At 61.3% G+C, this 24661-nt stretch carries 22 protein-coding genes; 15 read left to right on the top strand and 7 right to left on the bottom strand.

Annotation, left to right across the window (positions count from 1 at the left end):
- Positions 1-254: 254 nt before the first annotated feature.
- Positions 255-686, bottom strand: a complete 432-nt coding sequence (locus HXS65_RS13155) for a hypothetical protein (RefSeq protein ID WP_255304516.1) — start codon at positions 684-686, stop codon at positions 255-257.
- Between the two features lie 375 nt (positions 687-1061).
- On the opposite strand from HXS65_RS13155, the gene HXS65_RS13150 reads away from it, so the two are divergent.
- Positions 1062-2693, top strand: coding sequence for a BCCT family transporter (locus HXS65_RS13150; RefSeq protein ID WP_077371258.1), 1632 nt, complete (start codon positions 1062-1064; stop codon positions 2691-2693).
- A 102-nt stretch (positions 2694-2795) separates the two neighbouring features.
- On the opposite strand, the gene HXS65_RS13145 is transcribed toward HXS65_RS13150, so the two are convergent.
- On the bottom strand, positions 2796-3806 hold the full coding sequence (locus HXS65_RS13145; RefSeq protein WP_176494097.1) for an LLM class flavin-dependent oxidoreductase: 1011 nt from the start codon (positions 3804-3806) through the stop codon (positions 2796-2798).
- 232 nt (positions 3807-4038) lie between these two features.
- Between HXS65_RS13145 and HXS65_RS13140 the strand changes: the two genes are divergently transcribed.
- From HXS65_RS13140 to HXS65_RS13100, 9 genes are all read left to right on the top strand, one after another.
- Positions 4039-4809: an extensin family protein gene (locus tag HXS65_RS13140; RefSeq protein ID WP_176494096.1), complete on the top strand. Its 771-nt coding sequence runs from the start codon at positions 4039-4041 to the stop codon at positions 4807-4809.
- 270 nt (positions 4810-5079) lie between these two features.
- Positions 5080-5460, top strand: a complete 381-nt coding sequence (locus HXS65_RS13135; RefSeq protein WP_084208465.1) for a hypothetical protein — start codon at positions 5080-5082, stop codon at positions 5458-5460.
- Positions 5461-5540: 80 nt separating this feature from the next.
- Entirely contained in the window at positions 5541-6287 is a 747-nt protein-coding gene (locus HXS65_RS13130) for an SAF domain-containing protein (RefSeq protein ID WP_176494095.1), read from the top strand.
- A gap of 133 nt (positions 6288-6420) precedes the next feature.
- Positions 6421-8403 (top strand): pilus assembly protein N-terminal domain-containing protein, encoded by a 1983-nt coding sequence (locus HXS65_RS13125; protein WP_176494094.1) that lies wholly within the window; start codon positions 6421-6423, stop codon positions 8401-8403.
- A gap of 10 nt (positions 8404-8413) precedes the next feature.
- Complete coding sequence (locus HXS65_RS13120) at positions 8414-9181, top strand: M48 family metallopeptidase (protein ID WP_084208468.1); 768 nt, start codon at positions 8414-8416, stop codon at positions 9179-9181.
- The gene (locus HXS65_RS13115) at positions 9178-10614 is read left to right on the top strand and encodes a CpaF family protein (protein WP_176494093.1); all 1437 of its coding nucleotides are present in this window, start codon (positions 9178-9180) and stop codon (positions 10612-10614) included. The genes HXS65_RS13120 and HXS65_RS13115 overlap by 4 nt, the downstream gene beginning before the upstream one ends.
- A 1-nt stretch (position 10615) precedes the next feature.
- Complete coding sequence (locus HXS65_RS13110) at positions 10616-11479, top strand: type II secretion system F family protein (RefSeq protein ID WP_167592994.1); 864 nt, start codon at positions 10616-10618, stop codon at positions 11477-11479.
- Positions 11476-12357: a type II secretion system F family protein gene (locus HXS65_RS13105; RefSeq protein WP_176494092.1), complete on the top strand. Its 882-nt coding sequence runs from the start codon at positions 11476-11478 to the stop codon at positions 12355-12357. The genes HXS65_RS13110 and HXS65_RS13105 overlap by 4 nt, the downstream gene beginning before the upstream one ends.
- A gap of 50 nt (positions 12358-12407) precedes the next feature.
- A complete protein-coding gene (locus HXS65_RS13100; protein ID WP_176494091.1) occupies positions 12408-13574 on the top strand; it encodes a hypothetical protein in 1167 nt (388 codons plus the stop codon).
- A 67-nt stretch (positions 13575-13641) separates the two neighbouring features.
- Here the strand turns inward: HXS65_RS13100 and HXS65_RS13095 are convergent, their stop codons facing one another.
- On the bottom strand, positions 13642-14064 hold the full coding sequence (locus HXS65_RS13095) for a VOC family protein (protein ID WP_136939296.1): 423 nt from the start codon (positions 14062-14064) through the stop codon (positions 13642-13644).
- A gap of 255 nt (positions 14065-14319) precedes the next feature.
- Here HXS65_RS13095 and HXS65_RS13090 point away from each other — a divergent pair, with 255 nt between their 5' ends.
- From HXS65_RS13090 to HXS65_RS13075, 4 genes are all read left to right on the top strand, one after another.
- Positions 14320-15003, top strand: coding sequence for an SCO family protein (locus HXS65_RS13090; RefSeq protein WP_176494090.1), 684 nt, complete (start codon positions 14320-14322; stop codon positions 15001-15003).
- Complete coding sequence (locus tag HXS65_RS13085; RefSeq protein WP_077371284.1) at positions 15000-15473, top strand: hypothetical protein; 474 nt, start codon at positions 15000-15002, stop codon at positions 15471-15473. The genes HXS65_RS13090 and HXS65_RS13085 overlap by 4 nt, the downstream gene beginning before the upstream one ends.
- Before the next feature lie 111 nt (positions 15474-15584).
- Positions 15585-17102, top strand: a complete 1518-nt coding sequence (locus HXS65_RS13080; RefSeq protein ID WP_176494089.1) for a PepSY domain-containing protein — start codon at positions 15585-15587, stop codon at positions 17100-17102.
- A gap of 173 nt (positions 17103-17275) precedes the next feature.
- A complete protein-coding gene (locus HXS65_RS13075; RefSeq protein ID WP_176494088.1) occupies positions 17276-19285 on the top strand; it encodes a TonB-dependent receptor domain-containing protein in 2010 nt (669 codons plus the stop codon).
- 161 nt (positions 19286-19446) lie between these two features.
- On the opposite strand, the gene HXS65_RS13070 is transcribed toward HXS65_RS13075, so the two are convergent.
- On the bottom strand, positions 19447-20031 hold the full coding sequence (locus tag HXS65_RS13070; RefSeq protein ID WP_176494087.1) for an NAD(P)H-dependent oxidoreductase: 585 nt from the start codon (positions 20029-20031) through the stop codon (positions 19447-19449).
- A 670-nt stretch (positions 20032-20701) separates the two neighbouring features.
- Between HXS65_RS13070 and HXS65_RS13065 the strand changes: the two genes are divergently transcribed.
- Positions 20702-21163: a DUF2846 domain-containing protein gene (locus tag HXS65_RS13065; protein ID WP_218015086.1), complete on the top strand. Its 462-nt coding sequence runs from the start codon at positions 20702-20704 to the stop codon at positions 21161-21163.
- A 207-nt stretch (positions 21164-21370) separates the two neighbouring features.
- Here HXS65_RS13065 and HXS65_RS13060 read toward each other — a convergent pair whose 3' ends face one another.
- The 3 genes from HXS65_RS13060 to HXS65_RS13050 form a co-directional block, all read right to left on the bottom strand.
- The gene (locus tag HXS65_RS13060; RefSeq protein ID WP_176494085.1) at positions 21371-22789 is read right to left on the bottom strand and encodes an amidase; all 1419 of its coding nucleotides are present in this window, start codon (positions 22787-22789) and stop codon (positions 21371-21373) included.
- Between the two features lie 92 nt (positions 22790-22881).
- Complete coding sequence (locus HXS65_RS13055) at positions 22882-24408, bottom strand: sodium:solute symporter family protein (protein WP_176494084.1); 1527 nt, start codon at positions 24406-24408, stop codon at positions 22882-22884.
- Positions 24409-24418: 10 nt separating this feature from the next.
- Positions 24419-24658: a hypothetical protein gene (locus HXS65_RS13050; protein ID WP_077371300.1), complete on the bottom strand. Its 240-nt coding sequence runs from the start codon at positions 24656-24658 to the stop codon at positions 24419-24421.
- Positions 24659-24661 lie beyond the last annotated feature (3 nt).

Here is a 24661-nt window from a genome sequence, read left to right as displayed (position 1 = left end):
AACCCTCGGTGTCTATCCTTGGGTGTCGACAGGGGAGGTCAGCGGCGTCGGCGGGAGGGTGACGCGAGGGTGATGCAAGCGTGACGCGAGAGTGACGCGAGAAAGCAAGACGACAAGACAGGCCCCCGGAGTCTCTCCGGGGGCCTGTCTTGTCGTGGGACGTAGCAGTGGGAGCTGACAGCAGGAGCTGGTGGCAGAAGGGCGTGCTTGCCGGAGAGCCCCACAGAGCCTGTGAGGCGTTGGGCGTGTCATCGCTAGCGAAAGCAGATCCGCGTTCCCCAGGCCAGCAATTCCTCCTGAGTGAGGGAGCGCGACACCATGCCGATCATCTCATCCCCCCACTGATCCGCCCAGGTCAGCACGCCGTGACTGATGCCCCGCGATCTCATCAGATCGCGTATCTCTCCCGTGCCCTTGAACCACAGGGCCTTGCCATCAAGGCGAGTCAGATCGGAAATGCCGTGGCAGTGGTGAATGCGCACCTTGTAGATGCCATCCAATGACATGACCTCGACGACCGGCACCATGCCCTGTTGCAGGGCGCGCGACAGGGAGTCGAGCGTCATGCTGGCCTCAGCCTGCCGCTCGGCAAGTGAGCTGACATGCAGCGTGTCAGGGGGCGTTGTAGGGAGGGTGGCAGTCTCGGTATTCGCCGTGTGGCGCGAGGTGGAGGCTTGAACAGGCATCGGGGATTCTCTCCGTGGCAGGTCATCTTTCTATCACTTGTGTACAAGTAATGTAGAAGTCTTTCGGCGTGCTCGCCAATGCCTGTCGGGAGCTGCCTGTCAGGAGCTGCCTGTCAGGCATCATCTGGCAAGCTTCGCCTGCCATGAATTCTCACACCGCTTTCCGATATCAGGATGATACCCGTCATCTGCCTGCCCCTTGGCGCACCCAGCGCCGGCCAGACGCAAGTTTTCCGTCGCTAGCCCTTGAAGTTCTGGGGAATCAGAGTCATGTCTACAAGGCACTGCGAATATTCGTTGGCGATAGCGCTACTCGTTTCTCGCTGGTGCGCGATCCACCTCACCGCTGTCACAGCTAACAGGGAGTAGCGATATATGACATCTGGAGGAAAGCGCGTATTCAGCGCGTCAGTCATCATCATTCTGGGTCTGGTCGCGTTGGGGGCAGGATTCCCCACCCGTTTCGGTGAATTGGCTGATCAGGCGCTTGGCGCCGTGACCAGCATGTTCGGCTGGTTCTATCTGATTTCCGTCTTTGGTTTCGTGATCTTTCTGGTCAGCCTCGCGCTGAGCAAATACGGCAAGATCCGCCTCGGGCCGCAGGATTGTCGGCCTTCCTACAGCTTCTTTTCCTGGGTCAGCATGCTGTTGGCGGCGGGGTTCGGGGTCGGGCTGGTGTTCTACGGCATGGCAGAGCCCATGCAGCACTATCTGAAGCCTCCCTTCGGTGACATGCCGGGGGAGACGCCTGAGTCCGCGCGCTACGCCATCCAATATGCCTTCTTCAACTGGGGCGTCCATCAGTGGGCCGCCTTCTCGGTCGTCGGGCTGATCATCGCCTATTTCCAGTTCAGGAAAGGGCAGGCGGGGCTGGTCTCCTCGGTGCTGTCGTCCGTGACGGCCAAGCACCCCAAGGTGCGCCGCTACGGGCCAGTTTTGGATGTCTTCGCGGTGGTGGCCACCGTGATGGGGGTCGCGACGTCGCTGGGGCTTGGTGTGTTGCAGATGAATGGTGGTCTGCACTTCGTCTTCGGAGTGGAGGAGAGCTGGCAGTGGCAGTTCATCATCATGGGGGTGATGTTCTGTGCCTACATGGCCTCGACCTGGTCCGGGCTCGACAAGGGCATCAAGCGGCTGTCCAACCTCAACATGAGCATCTGCATCGCGCTGATGCTCTATGTGCTGTTCACCGGGCCGACGCTGGATATCCTCAAGACGATCACGCTGGGGATCGGCGATTATCTGCAGAACTTCATCGGCATGAGTCTGCGCATGTCGCCCTATGACGGCAATGACTGGAACAGTTCCTGGACCGTCTTCTACTGGGCATGGGTCATCGCCTGGTCACCCTTCGTCGGCACCTTCGTGGCGCGTGTCTCGCGGGGACGTACCATCAAGGAATATGTGGTGGGCGTGCTGATCGTGCCGCCGCTGCTGGCCTGTCTGTGGATCGGTGTCTTCGGTGGCGCGGCGCTCAACATGGAGCTGGGCGGGGATGTCGGACTGGCTGCCGCAACGGATGCCAACATCACGTCCGCGCTGTTCGAGATGTTCGATCTGATGCCCTTCAGCAATGTGCTGTCCGTTGTCGCGATATTGCTGATCTTCGTGTTCCTGGTGACGTCGGCGGATTCGGCTTCCTATATCGTGGCGCAGATGACGGACGCCGGCTCGATCAACCCGCCGCTCTACAAGCGTGTGGTCTGGGGCGTGCTGATCGCGGCCATCTGTCTGACGCTGATCTCGACGGGCGGTCTCAAGGGCCTGCAGTCGGCCTCTGTCCTCTCGGCCTTGCCCTTCACCTTCATTCTTTACGGAATGATCGTGGTGCTGGTGAAGGAGCTGCGTGCAGACCGCCGCCAGATGCTCAGCCAGCTCTATCGCCGTCATGGCGAGACACCGGTCGGTGCGGATGTCTTCGAGGCTGATAGCCTGGCCGAGGAAGACCGCATCCGTCGTGCGCCGGACGTCAAGAATCGCCGAGTGAATCCGCGCGATCATCATTGAGCCGAGCCTGTGCTCTGACAGCAAGACGCCGCTCACATGTCATGTGGGCGGCGTCTTGCGTGGGGCAGGAGGGTGGGGCGTGGTGGGGAAATCCCCTTTCGGTCAACGCCTGGCGACCTCGGCCAGTATCTCGTAGCTCTTCAGACGGTCCGCGTGGTCATAGAAGTCCGAGTTGAACATCAATTCGTCCGCCTGCGTCACTTCCAGCAAGTGCTCGAGTTCGCGGTGAATGCGCTCAGGCCCACCGATGATGGCGGCTGCAAGATTCTGGCCGACCATGGCTTCCTCACGCGCTGACCAGTCCAGCGTCTCGCGGGGTGGCAAGGCGCGCGTGCTCTCACCGCGGATCAGGTTGAGGAACTTCTGTTGCTGGGTGCTGGCCAGGAAGTGGGCGCGTTCATCGCTCTCGGCGGCGATCAACGGCAGGCCGAGCATCACGTAGGGCGCGTCCAGCACCTCGGAGGGCGTGAAGTTCTCACGATAGAGCCGGATGGCCTCCAGCATGTAGCCGGGCGCGAACTGGCCGGCGAAGGCGAAGGGCAGTCCCTTCTCGGCCGCCAGGCGTGCACTGAAATCACTCGACCCCAACAGCCACAGGGGCACATGCGTGCCCTGACCCGGCATGGCCTTGACGCGCTGAGCGGGGGAAGCCTCGCCCAGGTACTGCTCAAGCTCGGCCAGCCGCTGAGGGAAGTCGTGCACGCCGGCGGAGGGATCGCGGCGCATCGCCTGCATGGTGATGCCGTCGGAGCCCGGCGCTCGCCCGAGTCCCAGGTCGATGCGGTCAGGATAGAGCGTGGCCAGGGTACCGAACTGCTCGGCCACCACCAGAGGGGGATGGTTGGGCAGCATGATGCCGCCGGAGCCGACTCTCAGACGTGATGTCTTGCCGGCGACATGGCCGATCAGCACTGATGTCGCGGCACTGGCGATCCCATCGATGTTGTGATGCTCTGCCAGCCACAGGCGATGAAAGCCCAGCGCTTCGACATGCTGGGCGAGGCTGACGCTATTGTGGAAGGTTTCGGCAACACTGCCGGTGTCTCGGATGGGGGCAAGGTCCAGCACCGAGAGCGGTATCCTGCCCAGTCGTGAGGTGGATGCTGTCGTCATGTTCGCTCCTGAAATCGCGTTGCCGTGCAGAAACAGCCAGAGAATCGCGGCCCATCAGGGTGCGTCTGACCGCTCTGCTGGATTGCGCCCAGCATAGTGGACAGGCGAGTGTCTGGCAGCGCCTCATCCTTCATTTCACTGTTTCTGATATGGCATGCATGGGAGATGTCTCGGGCATGCCGGGAGCCGAGCACGGCGACGAGGGACTCGAGCCACGAAGAGGAGACATGTCATGGATAGACCGCAACGCAAGGCAGGACGCAAGGGCCGGTGGGTCACGCTGATCTGCCTGGCAGTCATCCTGCTGGGCGTCGCGCTTCAGCGGGACATCCTCGTGCTGTCACGCTGGATACCCGCGCATCATCTGCCGTGGACGCCTCTGCAGCTGGCCGACCCGCCCGGCATGCTGACCGGCTGGAAGCTCTCACGACTCGACGATGACCCGGCCGCCTGTCGCGCCTTTCTCGAGCGGGAAGCCCCGCAACGGGTGACCTTTCTGCCAGATCGCCCTAGTGACAGTGGCTGTGGGCTCATCAACAGCGTGCGCATGCATGCCGTGCCCGGGGACACGGGCAAGGGACAGGGCGTTCGCTTCAACCAGTCCTTCATCGCCAGCTGTCCATTGGCCGTGAGCTGGTTGCGTTTCGAGCGCCATGGCCTGCAGACGGCGGCGCAGGAGGTGATGGGGAGTAGGGTGACGCAGGTGACCCATCTGGGGAGCTATGCCTGTCGCAACATCTATGGGCGGGAGAACGCACGTCGCAGTGAGCATGCCACCGCAGATGCGCTGGATGTCTCAGGCTTCACGCTGGCGGATGGGCGTCAGGTCCGCCTGCCACGCGACTGGACGGCACCAGAGGATGAGGATGCCCCGGGGCGTTTCCTGCGCGCCGTGCAGGACGCTGCCTGCGAGAGCTTCGGCACCGTGCTGGGGCCAGATTACAACGCGGCACATCGGGATCATTTCCATCTCGGCACACGGGGCTGGCGATTCTGCCGGTGATTCCTCACGGCGTCTGAGCGGCGCTTTCCAAGCCGGCCAACATTGATCGAAAAAGGCACTGATGCGACTCGCACAGTGCCTTTTTCATGCCTGATGGCTACGCCATTTCCGGTGTGACATGGCGCGACACATTGGTTTGCAGTTGAAACTCTCTGAATCCATTAGTCTTCATGGCGTGGGCAGACGATGTAGATGACAGTCTGACGGTGGCCACGAATTGTCGGGCAGGAAAGCGACGCTGACGCAGATATCCTCACTGGAGATTCTCAGATGAAAAAGACAACCAAGAAGTCCCAGGCAGGTTTCGTGATGACGACCGAGTTGGTGTTGATTCTCTCGGTGATGGTCATCGGCATGGTGGTAGGACTTGTCACCATGCGAGATTCATTGACGGCGGAAATGGAGGATGTCGCGGAGGCGATCGGGCAGCTGGATCAATCCTATGCATTTGATGGTCTGGTCAACGCGGAAGGTACGGCATTCCTGGAAGGTTCGGGCTTCATTGACAGTACCGATACCAATGCCGGTGACGAAGTCACTTTTGATTTCGTGGCGGTCGACTTCACCGAGTCCGGCGCTGCAAATGGCTCCGGGCCAAGTACGGGTGGCGCTGCGGATGATGCGGCAAGTGCCAGCAGCTTCACTCCGTAATCGACATCGTCACGGGTCGGGTATCAGCGTCAGGATGCCCGGCCCGCCCGCCATGCCATAACTGAATATCGGAGGATGCCATGAACATTCGTCTCAATGGCAGCACGACGATCGCCATGGTCGTTTTCCTGATATCCACCTCGATGGCAAGCCTGTTGGGGTATCGACAGTACGAGCGTGTGGGGGCTGAAGAGGTGCTGGTGGCCAACGATCTCATCGCTCGGGGTCAGATCGTCACCCCTCAGATGCTGGAACTCAAGATGATGAAGGATGTGGCAGGAGGGTTGCAGGACATGAGCATGGCAATCGGCAAGGTCATGACGCGCAATCGTCTGCCGGGGGATGTCATCCAGCCTCAGGATCTCCAGCCGGTGAAACGTCAAAGTCTCTCGCACTACATTCCTGAGGACAGAGTACTTTTCTCGCTCCCCATGGCGAGTCATTCCTTCCCCGTCTCACAGATAAAACCCAGTGATACCTTCGATGTCATCGGTAGCCTGAACGGGCGAGTCCGTGTCATCGCACAGCAGGTTCGCCTGATGGGTACCATGAACAATCCGCAGCCTTCTCCGGTGGAGAGTGGCCCCCTGTCATCGCTGTCACCCCAGGCCATCGGCAAGTCTTCCAGTCAGACATCCGGCCTGGTCATCGCGGCTCTTCCTGAGGATATCTTCCGGCTTGCAAGTCTGGGCGCCCAGGAAAGAGTGTCATTGGTATTGCATGGCAAGGAGGTCAAACATCGCTTGCCAATCGCACCTGCCGTTCAGACGCGTCAAATCGAGATCTTCCAGGGATTGCAGCGTCGAAGCGTGGACATAACGCTGTAGGATTTCCGCTGGTGGAGACAGGGCCTTTTCCTCATCTGATGCCCGACGATTCGTGAAAGGAATACCGAAAACGTCTTTCTTGGATCAGCGGTCTCGGCGTGATCCTCGAGATCAGCCTTACCCCGGAGCGCCCATGAACAAGCTTTCCACTCTTCTTCCCGAGACCCCTCGTCTCCTGTTGTGCCTGGCACTTTTCAGTGCCGGCACAAGTCACCTCGTCATTGCGGCCGAGATGGACAATGCTCCCCTTGCCGTGGGAAAGCCGGCCTTGGCCGGCAGTGATCTCCCCGCCGCCGGGCTCATCAATGTGGATACGGCCTACAGCAGCGGCAGTTCCCGTTCGCGCACCCTGGTGCAGTGGACGCACGCGCGATTGGCCTTCGGCAAGGACATCGAACGCATTGCCGTCGGCAAGCAGAGCATCATCGAGGTCGAGGTGATCGGCGGCCGTGAAGTCCTGATGCTGGGCAAGGAAGTCGGTCGTACCACGGTGATGGTGTGGTACGCCGATGGCAGCAACGAATCCTTTCTGTTCAGCGTGAGCCCGGATCTGAGTGTCCTGGGCAGTGCGTTGCGCGAGATTCACCCCTCCATCTCCATTCATTCCGCCCCGGACAGGCCTGTACTGGTGATGCGCGGCAAGGTGCCCACGGCAGACTATCGCCAGGCCGCCCAGCAGGCCGCGATGGATTACCTGCTCTCCGGTCAGCGTGGCGCCGCCCAGCCTGCCGCCGCCATGGGGCTGCAGGCAGGAGCACCGACGATGGGCATGAGCACCAGCATGGCAAGCCCGGTCATCAACCTCATCAAGGTGACCCAGAAGCCCAAGCCGATTGCCGACAAGCTCAAGGAGGCCATCGCGTCGCTGGGGGGAGAGGAGGTCACGGTCAGGCGGCTGCAATTCGGTGAGATGCCCAATGATCTCTTCGATACCTTCCTGCTGGAAGGGGAGGTGCGTGATCAGGTGGCGTTGACGCGGATTCTGAACGTGGCAGCCCGTGTCGTCGGGGGCAGTCCGCTGGCCGGTGGTGATGCGGGGATCGATGTGCTGGCGGATGAGTCCGGGGCGCTGATGGGGGACAACGCTCGCGCCGGGGGCTACGGAGGCTCGATCACCTCCAGCAGTGGTGTCGGTGGTGGCGGCAGCCTGAGCAACAACATCCGCAACAACATCGCCCGCTCCAAGGTGCTTTCCATCGCGGGCGGGCGCCTCATCTCGATGATCGAGGTCCGTGACGTGCCGCAGGTACGGGTGGCGATCCAGATGCATGAGGTCAATCGCTCGCGCATGAAGGCCTGGCGTCCGGACCTGAGCATCATGACCAACGGCTACAACGCCAGTGGTCCGCTGGCGCTGGGCGAGACCGGCGCCGCCGGTGCCTCGGGGCTCGAGAATGCCCTGCAGATTCTGGATGGCACCCTGATCAACAACCTGCAGATCGGCGGCAGTGACATCGCCTTTGACCTGCTGTTCAGCCTGATGGAGAACGAAGGCATCTCGCGCACGCTGTCGCGTCCGACCTTGACGGTACTGGCCGGCGAGAGCTCGGTCTTCCAGGTCGGCGGCGAGATTCCGGTCCCGTCCGCCTTCGCGCCCTCCGGCGTGGGCCAGGATGACACCCTGGGCGCCAACACCAACGGGGTGTTCAGCGGGACTGACTTCAAGTCGTTCGGGGTCCAGCTCAGCGTGCGTGCTCTGGTCGATGAAAATGATCGCATCACGCTGGATGTGCTGCCTACCATCTCGACGCCGGACACCCTGCTGACTCAGCAGATTGCCGACAGCACCGGCTCCGAACTCAACAGTACCGCCTTCAATGTGCGCAGCCTGCGCACCACCACGCGCCTGCGCGACGGGCAGCCGCTGATTCTGGGCGGACTGGTCTCGCGTGACATGAGTGGCCAGGAAGACCGCGTGCCCGGCGCCAGTGACGTCCCGCTGCTCGGCTGGATGACACGCTCCTTCAATCGTTCCGATGTCGACAAGGAGCTGGTCATCATCGTGACCCCCACCTTGATACGGGAGCCGATCAATGAAGTCGCCCAGTGGAGTTTCCCGGATGGTGCCAGCCGTCTTGCCGACATGCCGCTGAGTCGTCTGCCATCTTCGCGTTGAGGAGTCCGTCATGAACATTCGTGAATCCGTGTGTCGTCTTGGGGTACTGGGCGTGATGGTGGGGTGGTTGGCCGGCTGTGGCTCCATCGACAGCATGCGGGAGTCTCGCCCGGATGCCGGAGATCGCCTCGAGTACCTCAACGAGCGCTATCAGCAGTTGATGGTGCAGGGCCGAACCTGTCTGGAGCTTGAGGATGTGGCGAGCCCGATGGTGGATTGTCAGCGCCTGCTGCGGGAAGCGGAGCGGCTGCACGTCGAGTACCCGCGCAATCCCGAAGTCCTGTACTTCAATGCCTTGCTGAGTCATGCGGCGGGACGTGGAGACAAGGCCCAGTTCTTCCTCGATCAGATGAGCATCGGGCCCTCGCACCCGCCGGAGGCCTTCGTGCTGCGCAGTCAGTTGGCGCTGGAAGAGGGCAACACGACCCTGGCGCGCAACGTGCTCGAACGAGGCATGTTGCTGCACCCGAATTATGCCGGTCTCTATGAAGGGCTGGCGGCGGTGGGCTATGTCGAGGGGCGTTATGACGATGCCGAGCAGCAGTTGACGCTGGCCTCGCGTCTCGGGGCGCCGGCCTGGCGGGTGGAGTATCACCGTGGCTTGATCAATGAGGCGCAGGGGCATCTGGCGAACGCCTGCCGTCAGTTCGATGCCAGTCTGGCCCGCAGGCAGGACCATCAACCGGCACGTGCCCATCTGCTGCGCCTGGCGACGGCAGGGCACTGTCGGGGCGATGCCCTGAAGGCAGCGGCTGGTGGGATGAGGATTTCCTCATGAACGGCGCACTGTCACGCATGCGACGTGGTCGAGCGTCCTCACAGGATGCTGAACGCCTCGCGGTGAGCGAAGTGGAGGAGGTCTCAGTTGCTGAAACACGTGTCTTGATCGCGCCTGAGATCATGGATCGTCTCAAGCGCGTACTGGTCACGCGTCTGGCCGATGAGCAGGGACAGGCCGTGCGTTATCGTCGCCTTGCGACTCGCCAGGGTGACCTGGAGGGGGATCATCAGACTGCCATGGAAGGGGTGCAGCAGCGTCTGGCCTCCTCGCTCACCGTGCTCTGCGAGGAGTACCAGATCCAGCTCGATGGGCCCAGCCGCGAGCGACTGCTGGCCAGTCTGACCAATGATCTCTGTGGTTTCGGTCCGCTCACCGAGTTGATGAGTGATGAGAGCGTCAGTGACATCCTCGTCAATGGCGCTGATGAGATCTGGGTGGATCGCGGCGGGCGACTGGAGGCCACCTCACTCAGTTTCGATGACGAGGCGCATCTGCAGCGCTTCGTCGCGCGCCTGATCGCGCCGCTCGGCAAGCACCTGGATGCCTCAAACCCCATCGTGGATGCACGTCTGGCCGATGGCAGTCGTCTGCATGCGGTCTGCGCACCCCTGACCCCCGATGGCATCCTCGTCTCGATTCGCCGGTTCCGTCGGCACCATCTCACCGGGGCGAGGCTCGTGGACAGCGGATTTTTGAGTCCGGGCCTGCTGGCGTTGCTGGAAGCGGCCGTGATCGCTCGGCTCAATATCGTCATCAGTGGCGGTGCCGGGGCCGGCAAGACCTCCTTGCTCAACCATCTGGCCGGTTACATCAATGCGCGCGAGCGGCTGGTGAGCGTGGAGGAGTGCGCCGAGCTGGATCTGCAGCATCCGCATGTCGTCAGGCTGGAAAGCTATCCCGTCGCCGGAGACACGCCGCGCCCCCAGGGGCTGGGGGAGCTTCTGCGCGCGGCATTGAGGATGCGCGCGGACCGCATCATCGTCGGCGAGGCACGTGGTGGTGAAGTCTTCGAGATGCTGCAGGCCATGACGGTGGGGCATGACGGCAGCCTGACCACCCTGCATGCCAATGGTGCGCTGGATGTGCCGGTGCGCATGCTGGCACTGGCCTTGATGAGCAGTGCTCATCCGGACCGTCAGGTGATCGAGGAGATGGTGCGTCTGAGCGGGGCGCTGATCGTGCATCTCGAGCGCGATGCCGATGGCCACCGTCAGCTTGCCAGCCTGGCCTGGCTGGGTGAGGCGCGACCTCGTGAGCTGTTGCAGCGTCGTGCAGGCATGCCGGCCGGTGAGGCATGTGATGAAGACGCCTATCAGGCCGACCCGGAGGTGCTGGATGCCTTCCTCGCGCATCTGGCATCGCGCGGGGCCTCCCTGGCAAGCGGTGTCAGGGATGGCTGGTGCCAGGGCCCGTCACCGCAGGGGAACTGACATGCTGATCCTGCTGCTGGTCTGCATCGCGCTGTCTGCCCTGTGGTTGATCATCAGCATGATCAGGGCGCAGCGTTTCATGGGCGCGGATACCACGCTCGGGCTGATGCACCGCCGAGAGATGCCACGTCTCGAGCGTCTGCTGGCGTTGCTGGACATCAGCATGCGGCCGGTGCTGTTCGTGGCGGGCGTGTGGGGAAGCAGCGTGATGATCTTCGTGATCTTCCTCGGCTGGTTCCCCGGCAACCTGTTGCTTGCCTCACTGGCATTGATGACGAGCCTGTTGCTGGTCGGCTTCCTGCTGCATGAATTCGCCAGTCGGCGCATCTTCCGCTTCGAGGGGGATCTGATCCAGGCGCTGGACATGTTGGAAGCGAGCCTGAAGCTGGGAGACAACCTGCGCAACGGGCTGCGCCTGGCGGGGGCATCGTCCCTCAAGGCCTCACGCCGCGAACTGATGCAGCTTGTCTATCGGCTGGACATGGGGCTGTCACTGAACGAGGCCTGCGAGCGGATGCTGCGCCTCTACCCCTGCGAGAGCGTCAGGCTGTTCACGGCGGCGATGATCAGCGCCGAGCGGCGTGGCATGAGCTTCGCAAGCCTGCTGCCCTCTCTGCTGCCCACGCTGCATGAGCGTTACCAGATGCGCCGTCAGCTGCGTACCGAACTGTCCGGCGCGCGCTACTCCCTGCTGGTGATCGCCTTGCTTCCCTACGCCATCGTGCCCTTCATTCTCTGGAAGGAGCCGGACTGGCTAAGATTGCTGCTGGAGCACCCGCTGGGCAGCGTGCTGTTGCTGGGCGCCGTGTGCTGCCAGATTCTGGGCTTTGCCTGGCTGCGTCACATGATGAGGAAGCAGCCATGAATGGCCTTGCCTCGCTGCCGTCATGGTCGCTCCCCGACGCCTACCTGCCGGACATCATCATCCTGTGTGTGCTGGGCGCGCTGCTGGCGCTGTATCTGGCCCTGCAGAGCACCTTCAGGGTTCGTCTGGAGCAGAGCGGCATCGCGCAGGTGCTGCAGGAGCTGTTGCGCAATCCCGACGACATCCGACAAGGCCGCTCACTCACGCCACGACGGCACATGCGTCAGGCCGGGCTGGAGTCGCGCCGCGTGATCTGGTGGTGGGTATTCCAGATGTTGTTACCCGTTCTGCTGGGCTTGCTGGTCCTGCGCGTGACGGGTACGGGGCTTGGCGGTCTGGCGGGCCTGCTGATGGGAATCCTCCTGCCGCATCTGTGGCTGGGGCAGCGTCGGCGTGAACGCCAGACACGCATCGCCGCGGCGCTGGGCCATCTGCTGGCCGTCTCGCTGGCGTATCAGCGCCATGGCCTGTCGCTGGCCGCATCGTTGCGGGAGGCTGCTCGTCAGGCACTGCCGCCGGCCCATCCGCTGGCCTTCGAGCTCGAACTGTTCAGTGCAGAACTGGAAGGCGGGTTGTCGCTCAAGGAAGCTGCCTCGCGAATTTCCAGGCGCACTGGCAGCCGCGAATTGCACCAGTTCGCCATGTTGCTGGTGGCGGGCAACCGGATGGGCAACCCCTTGCATGATGTGCTGGAAGCCTTTGCCGCCCAGCTGGCGCGCCAACAGAGCGAGCGCCAGCGCAAGGCGATGCAGCAACGCAGCGTCAAGGCGCTGTTTCCGATGTTGCTCGTCGGCGGCCCCTTGTTCTTCGTGCTGGTGATCTTTCCGGCCAGTCTGCGCGTTCAGGAGGTTCTGATCCTGATGAGAGAGCTGTGGTAATGCGGCGAGGCCGACAGCCTCGCCAGCACAATCATCTCGGGGGAAAGCACATGGCGGCAGATAAGAGGTCGGTCACTCACGCATGCCGTTCGCCTGGCAGACAGGGCGGTTTCATCATCACCATCGAGCTGATCCTGATCACCTCGATCCTGATCATCGGCTCGCTGGTCGGGCTGGCGGCGATACGGGATGCCCTGTTCAAGCATTACATGACTCAGCAGTCACGCGAGCTGGTGGTCGAGGATGCCAACGGGCGCGCGCTGGGCGAGGTCTTCGATGTCGATGAGCATGACGCCCCGCGCATTCTGTATTTCGATCGCAGCCAGCCTCCCATGGTCAGTCGCGCCTTGATCGGGATACGGGATGACCGCTTCTCCAGTCGTGAGCCACTCTATTACGCCACTGCCAACTGCAGTGGTGACCCTTGTCTCAAGTCCGCCAGTGATGAAGCGACCGACAGCCGTGATATCGCCGGTGATGTGAATGCCGGCAGTGTCAGCTATCTGCATGCGCTGCAGGGCGGACCTGTCTATGCCATCGGCCCTGGCGAACCTGCCGCCTTGCCGGGATTTCTCTATCGCGGAACACCCCAGCAATGTCCTTTCAGCGGCAGGGACGTGCAGTCGCGCTGGATATCGCAGAAGGTGATCGCGGGGACGCCTTGCGAGACGTTCACGCTGGAAGAGCAACAGAATCCGCCGGCGGATACCAGCTGTCTGTTGAGCACCGGGGTGCTCGACCTGTGCACGCCACCCCCCGGGACCGTCGCGCAGGATGACATTCTCACCAATTACCTCGGCCCGGTGGATGCGTTGGTGGATGCGACCCTGGGCACGGTGAATGCATTGCCCACCTGTAGTCTGCTGGGAGTCTGTGTTCCAGAAGTGGAGGTGGGAACCTTGTACTGTCCCGTGGGGACGCAGCTTCAGGAGGACGGTGACCTGGTGACCGCACTGGTACGTTCGCTGTTCGATCTATTGCGAGCTACCACTGACCTGGGACTGATCGAGCCCTTGCTGCAGGAGGTGACGAACCTGCTCCCCGGCACGCTTGAATGCTCCGCGGAAGGGGGCTTCCAGCTGGCGGAAAGCGTGCCTTCTGCCGAGAATCCCTCCGACAATGCGCTCGAAGGACTGGCAGCGCCCTTCCAGTTGCGGTCACCAGGCAGCGCAGGCAATGTCTGGTTCAGAACCTCGCCGGATGGAGAAGGGCGCTAGCGGCATGAGCCATCGGCGTGTCTTTTTATTTCGTGTCTTTCACTGCGCGTCTTTCACTGCGCGTCTTTCACTGCGCGTTCTTGACACCTCGGCTGATCATCGGCGCGCAGCGCTCGGGGTTGATGCTGACCACGCGCAGGCGATGCCCATCAGGCAACACACAGTCCAGGACCTGCCAGGCACAGCCCGGGGCGCTGCTGCCGTGGCTTTCCATCAAGTGTGCACCGTGGGCCTGCAGCAGGTACCTGACGTGGGGGAAGTCATCGCGATCCACCTCCAGGGTCAATTTGCGGCTGTCCGGTTGCTCTGCGCTCAACTGCAACAACAGGACGCTGGTCTGCCCATCGGGTGCGTGATGTAGTTCGAGCGTCGCGCTGGTCGCGTTGCGCAGCAATGTGGGCAGGGCGAGAGTCTCCTGGAAGAAGCGGCAGGCGGCTTCCAGATCGCGCACCTCCAGAATGGCTGGGTGCAGGGACAGGCGTTGAATCATGGGGGACCTCATGACAAGAGGGAGGGAATGAGCCTAGTGTCGTGGCAGTCCGTGGGCGACGCACTTTGAATCTGATGATGGTCATGATGGCTTGTCGCTATCGCAGCGTGCACCGAGCGTGGCGTGGCAACTTGTCGCATTTGTCGCATCTCGCGACTGAACCGTTAGCATCCGTGCAACTGACAGAGTCAGGACCCATCGTCCAGGCGCACCGCATCGTGCGGTGACGCTCATTGCCATGCTTCCGGGGCTTTCATGTCGCTGCGCAAACTGGCCCTCATGGGGCTCAGTGCTCTCGCTATCATGTTGATCGTGCTGGTGATGGGGTTCAATGCCTCCCATCAACCGCGCGAGGCCTGGCCGACGACGCTGGAACTGTCTTCAACGCGCGGCACCTTGACTCCCGGCACGCTGGCCGGTGATGAATCCGGGCATCTGAGCCTGTTGATCCCCGGCTTCACCCATTGCCCGGACATCTGTCCGCTATCTCTGGCGCGTCTGCAGATGGTCTGGCAGCGCCTGGACCTTCAGGATCAACACAGGTTGCACCCGCTGTTCCTGACCCTGGACCCCGCCCGCGACACCCTGCCTGTTCTCTCGCGCTATCTTTCCGCCTTCCACCTGCCGGTGACAGGCCTTCGCACGGCCCCGGACGATGAGCAGAGTCTCAAGACCCTGACGCAGCGATTGGGCCTCCAGTTTCATGTGCGCGAGCACGGTCCAGCCGCTCATCCTGCTGACGACTACATGATCGACCACAGCGTGGCGATTCTCGTCCTCGATGATCAGGGCCGACTGCGCGATACCTTGCCGCTCAGTCAGACGCCGGCCCAGCTGGCCGATCGCATCGAACAGCTGCTCGACTCGGTGCATGACTCGGTGCACGACTCGATAGATCAGGGCGCGGGGCATGATGTGCCAGCGGAGTCGGCCTCATGATGTCGGCTCCATGCTCGCGCCAGACTCGAGATGAGTCCGTCTCCTTCCACCGTGCACTGTCACGCCTGACGGCGGCCAATGGCCACGCCGTCTTCGTGATGTTGCTGGCGCTGGCCGCGATGCTGGTGATGCCACTGGCGGCGCCACGTGTGGTGATGGTGAATGATCACGCTGTCTTCGAGAGTCCCGGTGCCGGGCATTGGGTCAGCGGGGACAGCGACTGGATCACTCGCGCGGCACGCGAGAGTGGCTCCCAGGCGCAGATCACCCACAGTTCTGCCGCCTCGGATTGCCCATTGGCCAGCATGGCCGCCTTCACGCTGGCATTGATCGCCGCCGTGCTGGTACTGATGCTGGCAGTCCTCGGGCGAGACGCCACGCCTCGCCCATTGCCGGTCTCCCGACGGGAGATCGGTGTCCATCTACGTCCTCCCGGACGGGCACCTCCTTTCCCATCAGTGTTTGCGTGAACGCTTCCGGGGCCGTCGTGACGGCTCCAGACCATGTTCGGTGACCGCGCGTTGACCGACGGACCCTGGATCCGTCGCACGTGGGGCGCCTGCTGATGGGTAATTTGTGCAATGAAGACCGCTACAGACACTGGAACCGCCAGCCGCGCCGGGCGGGGGTTCAGCGATATCTACCGGGCAGTATGGCGCTGGCATTTCTATGCCGGCCTGTTGGTGCTGCCGTTTCTGGTACTGCTTTCCGTGACGGGAGGCCTGTACCTGTTCCGCGATGGCATCGATCAATTCGTCCATTCCGACCTGATGAAGGTCAACACGCCCGTCACGCAGAGTGCTCAGAATCCGGCAGTGACAAGCCTGCCGTTGAGCGAGCAGGTGGATCAGGCGCTCGCGAGTCTTCCGGGCACGCCGGTGCGCGTCGTGCCATCTCCCGCCCGTGACCTGACCACGGAAGTCGATATCGTGGCAGCCGATGGCAGTGGCAAGCAGGCCGTCTACGTCAATCCTTACAGCGGCGAAGTCCAGGGGCAGATGGCCTACCGCGACAGCATCATGTGGACGGTACGTCGTCTGCATAGCCTCGCGATCACGGGGCCGATCGGTAACGCGGCGCTGGAGATCGCTGCCGGGTGGTCGATCCTGCTCGTGTTCAGCGGGCTATATCTGTGGTGGCCGCGGGGCCAGAAAGGGGGTGTGGTCACGCTGCGGACCACGCCGGCGCGCCGGCTGTGGTGGCGGGACCTGCACGCCGTGTGTGGCATCATCGCGGCCGGCTTCATCGTGTTTCTCGCCGTGACCGGCATGCCGTGGTCGATGGTCTGGGGGGCCAAGGTCAACGAGTTGGCCAATGGGCATAACTATGGGTACCCCGATGGCGTGCGCGTGAACACGCCGATGTCGGATGCCCGCCTGGTGGATCAGGAATTGACCAGCTGGTCGCTTGAACAAGCCGTTATCCCGTTATCTTCCTTGCCGGGTGACGCCGCTGATCCCATTGTCGACGAGGGTGAGCACGCCGGTCACGGCGGCTCTGGCGCAAGTTCCGCGCCGGTGAAAGCGGCTGTGCCACTGAGCGCTGCGGCGATTGCCCACGCCGATATCGGTCTCGACGAGGCAGAACGCATCTTCGCTCGCGAGGGCCTGGCGCCGGGCTATGCCATCAATCTGCCGAGCACCGCTCAGGGCGTCTATACCGGCTCCGTGTATCCGGATGCGCTGGAGCGCCAGCAGGTCGTGCATGTGGATCGCTACTCCGGCGATGTGCTGCTCGACATGCATTACGCCGACTACGGGCCGCTGGGACGGGCGCTGGAGTGGGGCATCAATGTGCATCTGGGGCAGCAGTACGGCCTGATCAATCAGCTGATTCTGCTGATGGCGTGTCTCGCGATGGTGATGATGAGCGTCGGGGCAGGCGTGATGTGGTGGAAGCGTCGTCCGGTGGGCGGTATCGGTATCCCGCCGCTGCCCAGGGAGCGCAAGCGTATCGCCGGTGTCTGGGGCCTGATGATGATCATCGGGGTGATCTTCCCGCTGGTCGGCCTCTCGCTGATCGTGATGGGCCTGCTCGATTGGCTGTGGATTCGTGTCAGTGCCTCTCGTCACCACGATGCGGCGGAGGCCAGCGCATGAAGCCGTCATCCGTCTTCCCATCACTTCCCTCAACCGTCTTTTCATCACTTCCGTCTTCTCCGCTCGCGCAGGTAATGAGCGGTCTGCCCAGTCGTCGGCGTCTGCCAGTGACGGTCGCGGCGGTATTGGCGAGCAGTGCCTCATTTGGCGTCCACGCCGAGAAGAGCTCCGTCTTGCAACTGCCTCTGGTGCATGTCGAGGCCGAGGCACCCATGGCCAGCCCCATCGTCGAGTCAAGCCAGGGGCATGCCAAGGGCAATCTGGATATCGGTGAGCAGTTGCGTGAGGTCAACGGCGTCAGTGGCTCTCGTCTGGGCAGTCATGGTGTCTCGGCCATCTTTCGGGCGCAGGGCGGTGAACGCCTGATTCAGGAGGTCGATGGGGCGCCGCTCTATCCGGCCTGCCCCGGCGGCATGGACACCACGCTGGGCTATGCGACCACCGGCAGTCAGTCGGATCTCACCCTCTACAAGGGCGCGCAGAGCGTCAGTCGTGGTCCCAGCTTTGCCGCAGGCACCGTCGAGGTGACGCGTCACACGCCATCACGCACCAACGATGACGGCGTGCATGGCACCTTGGGGGCCGGCTGGCGCAGCAATGACGATGCCACCAGCGAGACGCTGTCGCTGACCGCCAAGCAGGGCGATGTCTGGGCTGCGCTGGACGTCGAGCATTCCGAGCGCAACAACTATGAGGACGGCAATGGCGATACCCAGTCTGGTGCCTATCGTAGCGACAATGGCAGTGTCCGTGTCGGCGCCTTCGCCACCGAGGATGTCGCCATCGAAGCGGGGGTCGCTGTCGTCAGGATCGACGATGCGCTCTATCCCACCATGGATGCGCCACGCAGTGACATGGACCGCCAGTACCTCAAGCTGACCATCGACAACGTCGGGCCTTTCTCGCATACCGAATCGCAGATCAACCATGCTCGCGTCGTGCACGACATGGACAACGTCACCCTGCGTGACGTTGACGATTCCAGATCGAGCATGGACATGAGTTCCAGCATGGACATGAGTTCCAGCATGGACATGAGCTCAGACATGGACATGAGCGACATGGCCATGTTCTCCAGCGCGACCACCGAGACCTGGTATGCCAGCACCCAGGGTGATATCCCACTGACCGTCGCCGGGCGTGACGCGACACTGACATTGGGCGCTGACGCCGAGCGTCTGGAAAGCAACGCCGACTCCCGGATGGGCATGTCGCTGGACAGCCTCTCGGACAGTCAGACCTGGCCGGATGTCGTGCGCACGCGCGGTGGCGTATTTGCCGAGCTGGATACCACGCTGGATCAGGACAATCGTCTGGTGACTGGCGCGCGCTATGACGTCTCCCTAAGCGATGCGCGAGATGCCGATGAGGTGGTGGGCAGCAATGCCTCGGCCATCTCCGCCTGGCGGGATCAGTACGGAGAGGATGTCGAGGCCAGTCAGCGGGATGGGGAATTCAGTGCGCTGGCGCGCCTGGAGCATCGCGTCAACGATGAGGTGAAAGGCTACGCGGCGCTCAGTCGCAGCGTGCGCTTCCCCACCGCCACCGAGCGTTATTACAACCGCCAGTCCGAGACTGACGGTTGGCTGGGCAATCCCGAGCTTGAGCCCGAGATCCATCAGCAGCTCGAACTGGGGGTGGCGGTCAGGCAGGGCGCCTGGCGTTATTCGGCGGACACCTACTACAACCGGGTGCATGACTGGATCGAGCTGACCGAAGGGGACTCGCTGACCACCTATGACAATGTCGAAGCCGAGATCTATGGTCTCGAGCTCGAGGCCAGCTGGCAGCAGCATGGCTGGCGGCATTCGGCAGGCGTTGCCGCCACCCACGGCACCAACCTGAGCGATGGCACGCCGTTGTCCCAGGTGGCACCGTTCAATGGCTATCTGGCGACACGCTATGACGCCGATGCCTGGTGGGCCGGTGCACGTCTCGATGCGGCAGCACGCCAATCACGCATCTCCGACAGCGAACAGAAGACGGCAGGTTTCGGCATCGTCGGGCTGGAAGGGGGCTATCGTGTCACTGACACCATCGAGCTGAGCGCCGGCATCTCTAACCTGTTCGACAAGGCCTACGCCTACCACGTCAATCGCTTCTACGATGATCCGTTGCAGGACGACGTGCGCGTCAATGAGCCCGGGCGGATCTTCTGGACGTATGCCCGCTGGAGTTTCTGAGGTCAGTGTCACTGCAACAGTGAGCGCTGGACGCTGGTCGTTATCCGCAAGAGTGCGAGAAGCCCGCCATCGGTCGTCAAACATGACCGATGGCGGGCTTCTTGTTCAAGGCAAGTTACAGCTTGATGGCTCTCAGCGCTGGTGGGTTCTCCTTTGAGCCTTCAGGCGCGGCCGATATGCTCGCGCAGATGCTCACGATAGGCCCGCGTGTAGGCCTCCAGATCGGGATTCTTGATCACATCAGTGGCCAGATAGGTCGGAAGTGCCGACATGCCCAGGAATTCCATCGCCTTGTGCACGGGATAGTAGACGGCGTCGATGCCTTTGCCTTCGAAGAAGTTGCCCGCTTCATCAAAGGCTTCGAGGGGTGCATTCCAGGTCAGTGACAGCATGTAGCTGCGGCCCTGCATCAAGCCACCCGTGCCGTAGCCCTGGGTCGGGTTGGTGCGGTGACGGCCATCGCTGGCATACAAGGCACCATGGCCTTCTGTCAGGACATCATCGAGATACTGCTTCACGGTCCACGGCAGGCCCATCCACCAACCCGGGGTCTGATAGATGATCAGGTCCGCCCACAGCTGTTTCTCCACCTCCGCCCTGGCGTCAAAGCCTTCCACGATGACGGTTTCGCGCACCTCATGGCCCAGCTCGGCCAGCTCACCGCGTGCCAGCTCATGCAGGGTCGCATTGAGCTCGCCATTGGAATGGGCAAAGGCCTTGCCGCCGTTGATCAATAGTATCTTCATGCCAGGTACTCCAGAACTGTTGGCTTTTCAGCAATGGAGCGCAGCATGAGCGTTCGCAAGTCATTGATAAAGCGGCGCTGATGTAAAACACCTTTGCTCTAGGTGCAACAATCCGGATGCATCGTCTTATGCCATGAGAATCGGCAACACGTGGATCTCTGATGGCCGATACTGATCTGGAGAAGAACTAGCTCTTTTTTCTGATTAGAAGTGGCTGCTCGAGAGCACTGTTTGCAGCCCTGAGCAGCGTACGAAAGTAACTTGTCATCAAGAGAGTGTGTACGCTCTCGAGACAATATTTTAGATTGGCGCTCATGCGACGCATCGTCTCGAACAGCCGAGCGAAATCTTCGCTTCCATCCTGCTCCTGGCCGCCGAATAAGTGGCCACGGCCAATGGCAAGGACCTGCTGGTCGATGGTGGCTACATTGTGATCTGATGATCGGCAAGCTCCAATGAGATTGCATTAGATGTGAAAAAGGCACTGTCGATGACAGGCTGTTTTCCGTGGCTCAGGAAATATGCATTGTAACCCATAGGATAGATCCTATAGTTAGTGTGCTTCTATCATCCTTAAGTTATATATGAAACTTTTTGTATTTTTCAATTCTTCATGATAATTTTCATATGCCTGTCAAAATATAAGAAAATAAACCAAAGGAAATATATCGTGAAGCTATTGAAATACGCGAGTACAGCTGTTTTTTTATCGGTAATGACAGGGTGTGCGTCTGTCAATATGACACCTATAGAAGATTCTACAGAAGCCAAGAAATTTGGGATGCCAAACGAAGGTATGGCAGGTATCTATATTTATCGGCGAGACTCAATGTTCGGTGCTGCCATCAAGAAAGATATTTGGATCGATGGTGATTGTGTCGGAGAAACAGCTCCTGGCATCTTCTTCTATGAGCAAGTGAAAGGTGGCGAAAACTATAAAATATCAACTGAGTCTGAGTTTTCTCCCAACGCCTTGAGCTTGGCCGTTCAACCTGGTGCAAATTACTATATAGAGCAGTACATGAAAGTTGGTATGTTTGTCGGTGGTGCTAATTTACGCTTGGTAGATGCTGATAAAGGTATGCTGGAAGTGAGTAGTCTGGATATGGCTGTCAAAGGTAACTGCAGCTAGACCATTTTTGTTATACAGGTAGTATTACGTTAGTAGATTTAGTCTGTAGAGCACTTGGGTTTGTATATGTTGTGCGTATAAATGACGTTAAATCAGGTGGATGATTTTGATTATAGGGCCAATCTCCAAAGAATATGAGAATGGTTACCAAAACGGCACTGTCGATGACAGTGCCGTTTTTTATGCGTTGCCTTTCTCATGACCGTTTCATTGCGAGAGCTTGGGATAGACAAGTTCAGGAAGCATCTCCTCCAGCAACCTGGCGGCATGCATCACCTTCATGTCCTGGAATTTTCCTCCGACAATGTGCAGGCCGACAGGCAGTCCCTGATCATCCAGCCCACAGGGGAGGGAGGCTGCGGGTTGTTGAGTGAGGTTGAAGGGGTAGCTGAAGGGGGTCCATTCCATCCAGTCGTGATATCTCCCCTCCGGCGGTACGTTGTGGCCGGCAGTGAAAGGTGAGATGGGCAGTGTAGGAGTGATCAGCAGGTCCCATTGCTCGTGGAAGGATTGCATGTGTGCGCAAAGCGCAGTTCGCTCTCGTCTTGCCGCCAGATATTGCGACAAGGAAATGTTGCTCCCGCGCGCTGCAATGTCCAGCAAGCCCGGATCCATCTGATCTCGCTGGCTGTCGGTCATCTTCTCGAGCACCTGGGTGGCACCCGCGAACCACAAGGTATTGAAGGTCTCCAGCGGGCAGGAGAAGCCCGGATCTATCTCGATGACCTCCGCGCCCAGTCGGGACAGCTGAGCGACGGCGTTATCCACTCGCTTGCGTATGTCTGGCGCGACTTCCACATAACCCAGGGTCGGGCTGTAGGCAATCTTCCAGCCTTGCAGCGAGACTGGCGCTCGGGTGTCCATTCTGAGGCTGTCCGGATCGCCAAGCAGACCATCTCGGCTATCGGGCTGCGCCATGCTCTCGAGCATCAGGAGGCTATCGGAGGCCGTGCGCGTCATCGGTCCCAGGTGTGAGAGGGTCGACATGGCACTGGTCGGCCACTGGGGAATCCAGCCAAACGTGGGTTTCAGGCCGAAGGTGCCGGTAAAGCTGCAGGGAATGCGGATCGAGCCACCTGCATCACTGCCCTGATGGAGCATGCCCAGGTTGAGCGCGGCCGCTGCTCCAGCTCCACCCGAGGATCCCCCGGAGGTCAGCGCGGTATTCCAGGGATTGCGTGTCACGCCGTGCAGCGGGTTGTCCGTCACTCCCTTCCAGCCGTACTCCGGTGAGGCTGTCTTGCCGAGAAACACGGCACCTGCCTTGCGAAGACTCGCAGCCACCGGGGCATCGACATCACTGCCTCCATCCGGGGATGTGGTGGCGGAGCCGTACCGGGTCGGCATGCCGCGCGACAGCGTGAGGTCCTTCAAGGTGGTCGGCACGCCACACAGTGGGCCGCAGGGTGTGCCCTTCATCCAGCGGGCTTCGGCGTCTTTCGCCGCCTTCATTGCCCCATCATGGGCGATGTGCACGAACGCATTGATCTTGGGGTTGAGCGTGTCGATACGTTTCAGGCAGTCTCGGGTCAGCTCGACGGGGGAGAGCTCGCCTCGTCGAAACAGTGCCAGGGCATCAATCGCTGTCAATTCAGATAATTGCGTGGGAGTAGAGACTGGGTTCATGGCCGATCCTGTCCATTGGGTAGCAATCAATCGAGTGGCTGAATGCGCTTGGAAACGAAAAGGGCCTGCGTGATGCAGGCCCTTTGTTCTGGTCAGAGGGCTTCGATCACCCGAGATGGACCAGCCTCGGCGTCTTCCAGCTGCTCCGGGTGATACTCGGCGGTGTAATCCCGACGCGCCTGGGCGAAGCGTTCCACCACCTCGGCATCCTTGCGCTGCAGGGCGAGGCTGAGGATCACGAAGGCTGACGCATTGAGAATCAGGCCCCAGATGCCGGCATGCAGGCCAAGCGGGTTGCTGACACTGGCGCCGTAGGACAGCCACAGGACGGTCACGATGCCCAGGCTCAGGCCCCAGAAGGCCGCTTGCGGGTGGGCCTTGCGCCAGGTGATGGCGCCCAGTGTCGGCACGATCAGCTGAGCGGTACCCGCCAGTGCCGCGATGCCGATGGTGACCAGCAGTCCCGGAACGGTCAGGGCCAGGATGTAGGCCGCGAGAGAGAAGCCCACCAGGGACAGGCGCCCGATATGGACGATGCGTTCCTGATTCGCCTGCGGGTTCACGTAGCGCTTGTAGATATCCATGGTGACGACGGTCGATACCGCATGGATCTGGGAGTTGGCCGTGGACATCGCCGCTGCCGCGCCAGCCGCCATGATTAGCGAGGCCAGCAGGTACGGCGCATAGTTCATCAGCATGACGGGCAGAATCTGGTCAGCATTCTCCAGGCCCGGCTCCAGCAGTACCCCGGTATAGCCCGTCAGTACCGAGCCGAAGTAGGCGAAGGCGGCGAGCCCCAGCAGGAAGGGCATCAAGCCGAACAGCTTGCCGCTTTTCACCGAATACATGCGCAGCCAGATCTGGGGGCCCATGAAGGCGCCGATGGCGACGATCACGAATAGCGAGAACCACATGGAGTAGCCCATGTTGCCATTCGGCCCCGGCAGGGTCAGGTGCGCGGGCGAGTCGCTGGCAAGCTGCGCGAACATGCTGGTCGGGCCACCTGCCTGGCCGGCGATGTAATAGCCCGCATACATCATGCCGAAGAACAGCAGCGCCCCGTAGATCACATCGGTCCAGGCGATGGCGCGGATCCCGCCGACCCACACATAGACGATGATGATGAAGTAGAACAGCAGCGCGGCCAACCAGAAGGGCACGACGCCACCGGAGGCGACCTCGATCAGGTAGGCACCGCCGGTCAGCTGGATCTGCAGATACGGCACGGTGAAGATCAGCGTGATGACGGCGACGAGAATTCTCAGCGCTTCACTGTTGTAGAAGTCGCCCATCAGGTCTGACGGCGTCAGGTAGTCGAAGCGCTTGCCGAGATACCAGACACGCTTGCCCACCCAGTAGTACATGAAGCCGAAGAGCAGGTTCCACGCCAGCGCGGTGAGATAGATGGGGCCACTGGTATAGAAGGTGGCGTTGGAACCGAGGAAGGCAAAGGCGCTCCACCAGGTGGCCGCCACCGTGAAGAACACGGCAATGCTGCCCATGGCCCGCCCTTGAACGAAGAAATCTTCACTTGTCGTCTGGGACTTTCGCGCGGACACGAGCCCGACGATCAAGGGGATGATCATGAAGGCCGCGATGATCAAGATACTTCCCGTCATGATGAGCTCCTCAGCGCTTGCCGCCGGTGGAAGGGGCCTTGGCGCTACCCCAGTTGGTCAGGTAGGCATACAGGAACACGGCGGTCAGGAAGCCCCACCACACCAGGTTCCAGACGAGGAAGAACGGGATACCCATCACCATGGGCTCGATCTTGTTGGCCATCAGGATCATCGGGCTCTCGAGCATGAAAAACCCGAACAGCATGCTGCCGTAGATGGCGACCTTGCGGGTCGTGAAGCGCTTCATCATTGC

This window comes from Cobetia sp. 5-25-4-2, assembly GCF_013374075.1.
Taxonomy (GTDB): domain Bacteria; phylum Pseudomonadota; class Gammaproteobacteria; order Pseudomonadales; family Halomonadaceae; genus Cobetia; species Cobetia marina.
Note: the sequence above shows the minus strand (reverse complement) of the source record. Positions and strands in the feature narration are given on the sequence as shown.

Bases quoted from the DNA above. Each gene is read 5' to 3' on its own strand.
- HXS65_RS13155 (WP_255304516.1), bottom strand. From the start codon at position 686: ATGCCTGTTCAAGCCTCCACCTCGCGCCACACGGCGAATACCGAGACT.
- HXS65_RS13150 (WP_077371258.1), top strand. From the start codon at position 1,062: ATGACATCTGGAGGAAAGCGCGTATTCAGCGCGTCAGTCATCATCATT.
- HXS65_RS13145 (WP_176494097.1), bottom strand. From the start codon at position 3,806: ATGACGACAGCATCCACCTCACGACTGGGCAGGATACCGCTCTCGGTG.
- HXS65_RS13140 (WP_176494096.1), top strand. From the start codon at position 4,039: ATGGATAGACCGCAACGCAAGGCAGGACGCAAGGGCCGGTGGGTCACG.
- HXS65_RS13135 (WP_084208465.1), top strand. From the start codon at position 5,080: ATGAAAAAGACAACCAAGAAGTCCCAGGCAGGTTTCGTGATGACGACC.
- HXS65_RS13130 (WP_176494095.1), top strand. From the start codon at position 5,541: ATGAACATTCGTCTCAATGGCAGCACGACGATCGCCATGGTCGTTTTC.
- HXS65_RS13125 (WP_176494094.1), top strand. From the start codon at position 6,421: ATGAACAAGCTTTCCACTCTTCTTCCCGAGACCCCTCGTCTCCTGTTG.
- HXS65_RS13120 (WP_084208468.1), top strand. From the start codon at position 8,414: ATGAACATTCGTGAATCCGTGTGTCGTCTTGGGGTACTGGGCGTGATG.
- HXS65_RS13115 (WP_176494093.1), top strand. From the start codon at position 9,178: ATGAACGGCGCACTGTCACGCATGCGACGTGGTCGAGCGTCCTCACAG.
- HXS65_RS13110 (WP_167592994.1), top strand. From the start codon at position 10,616: ATGCTGATCCTGCTGCTGGTCTGCATCGCGCTGTCTGCCCTGTGGTTG.
- HXS65_RS13105 (WP_176494092.1), top strand. From the start codon at position 11,476: ATGAATGGCCTTGCCTCGCTGCCGTCATGGTCGCTCCCCGACGCCTAC.
- HXS65_RS13100 (WP_176494091.1), top strand. From the start codon at position 12,408: ATGGCGGCAGATAAGAGGTCGGTCACTCACGCATGCCGTTCGCCTGGC.
- HXS65_RS13095 (WP_136939296.1), bottom strand. From the start codon at position 14,064: ATGATTCAACGCCTGTCCCTGCACCCAGCCATTCTGGAGGTGCGCGAT.
- HXS65_RS13090 (WP_176494090.1), top strand. From the start codon at position 14,320: ATGTCGCTGCGCAAACTGGCCCTCATGGGGCTCAGTGCTCTCGCTATC.
- HXS65_RS13085 (WP_077371284.1), top strand. From the start codon at position 15,000: ATGATGTCGGCTCCATGCTCGCGCCAGACTCGAGATGAGTCCGTCTCC.
- HXS65_RS13080 (WP_176494089.1), top strand. From the start codon at position 15,585: ATGAAGACCGCTACAGACACTGGAACCGCCAGCCGCGCCGGGCGGGGG.
- HXS65_RS13070 (WP_176494087.1), bottom strand. From the start codon at position 20,031: ATGAAGATACTATTGATCAACGGCGGCAAGGCCTTTGCCCATTCCAAT.
- HXS65_RS13060 (WP_176494085.1), bottom strand. From the start codon at position 22,789: ATGAACCCAGTCTCTACTCCCACGCAATTATCTGAATTGACAGCGATT.
- HXS65_RS13055 (WP_176494084.1), bottom strand. From the start codon at position 24,408: ATGACGGGAAGTATCTTGATCATCGCGGCCTTCATGATCATCCCCTTG.
- HXS65_RS13050 (WP_077371300.1), bottom strand. From the start codon at position 24,658: ATGATGAAGCGCTTCACGACCCGCAAGGTCGCCATCTACGGCAGCATG.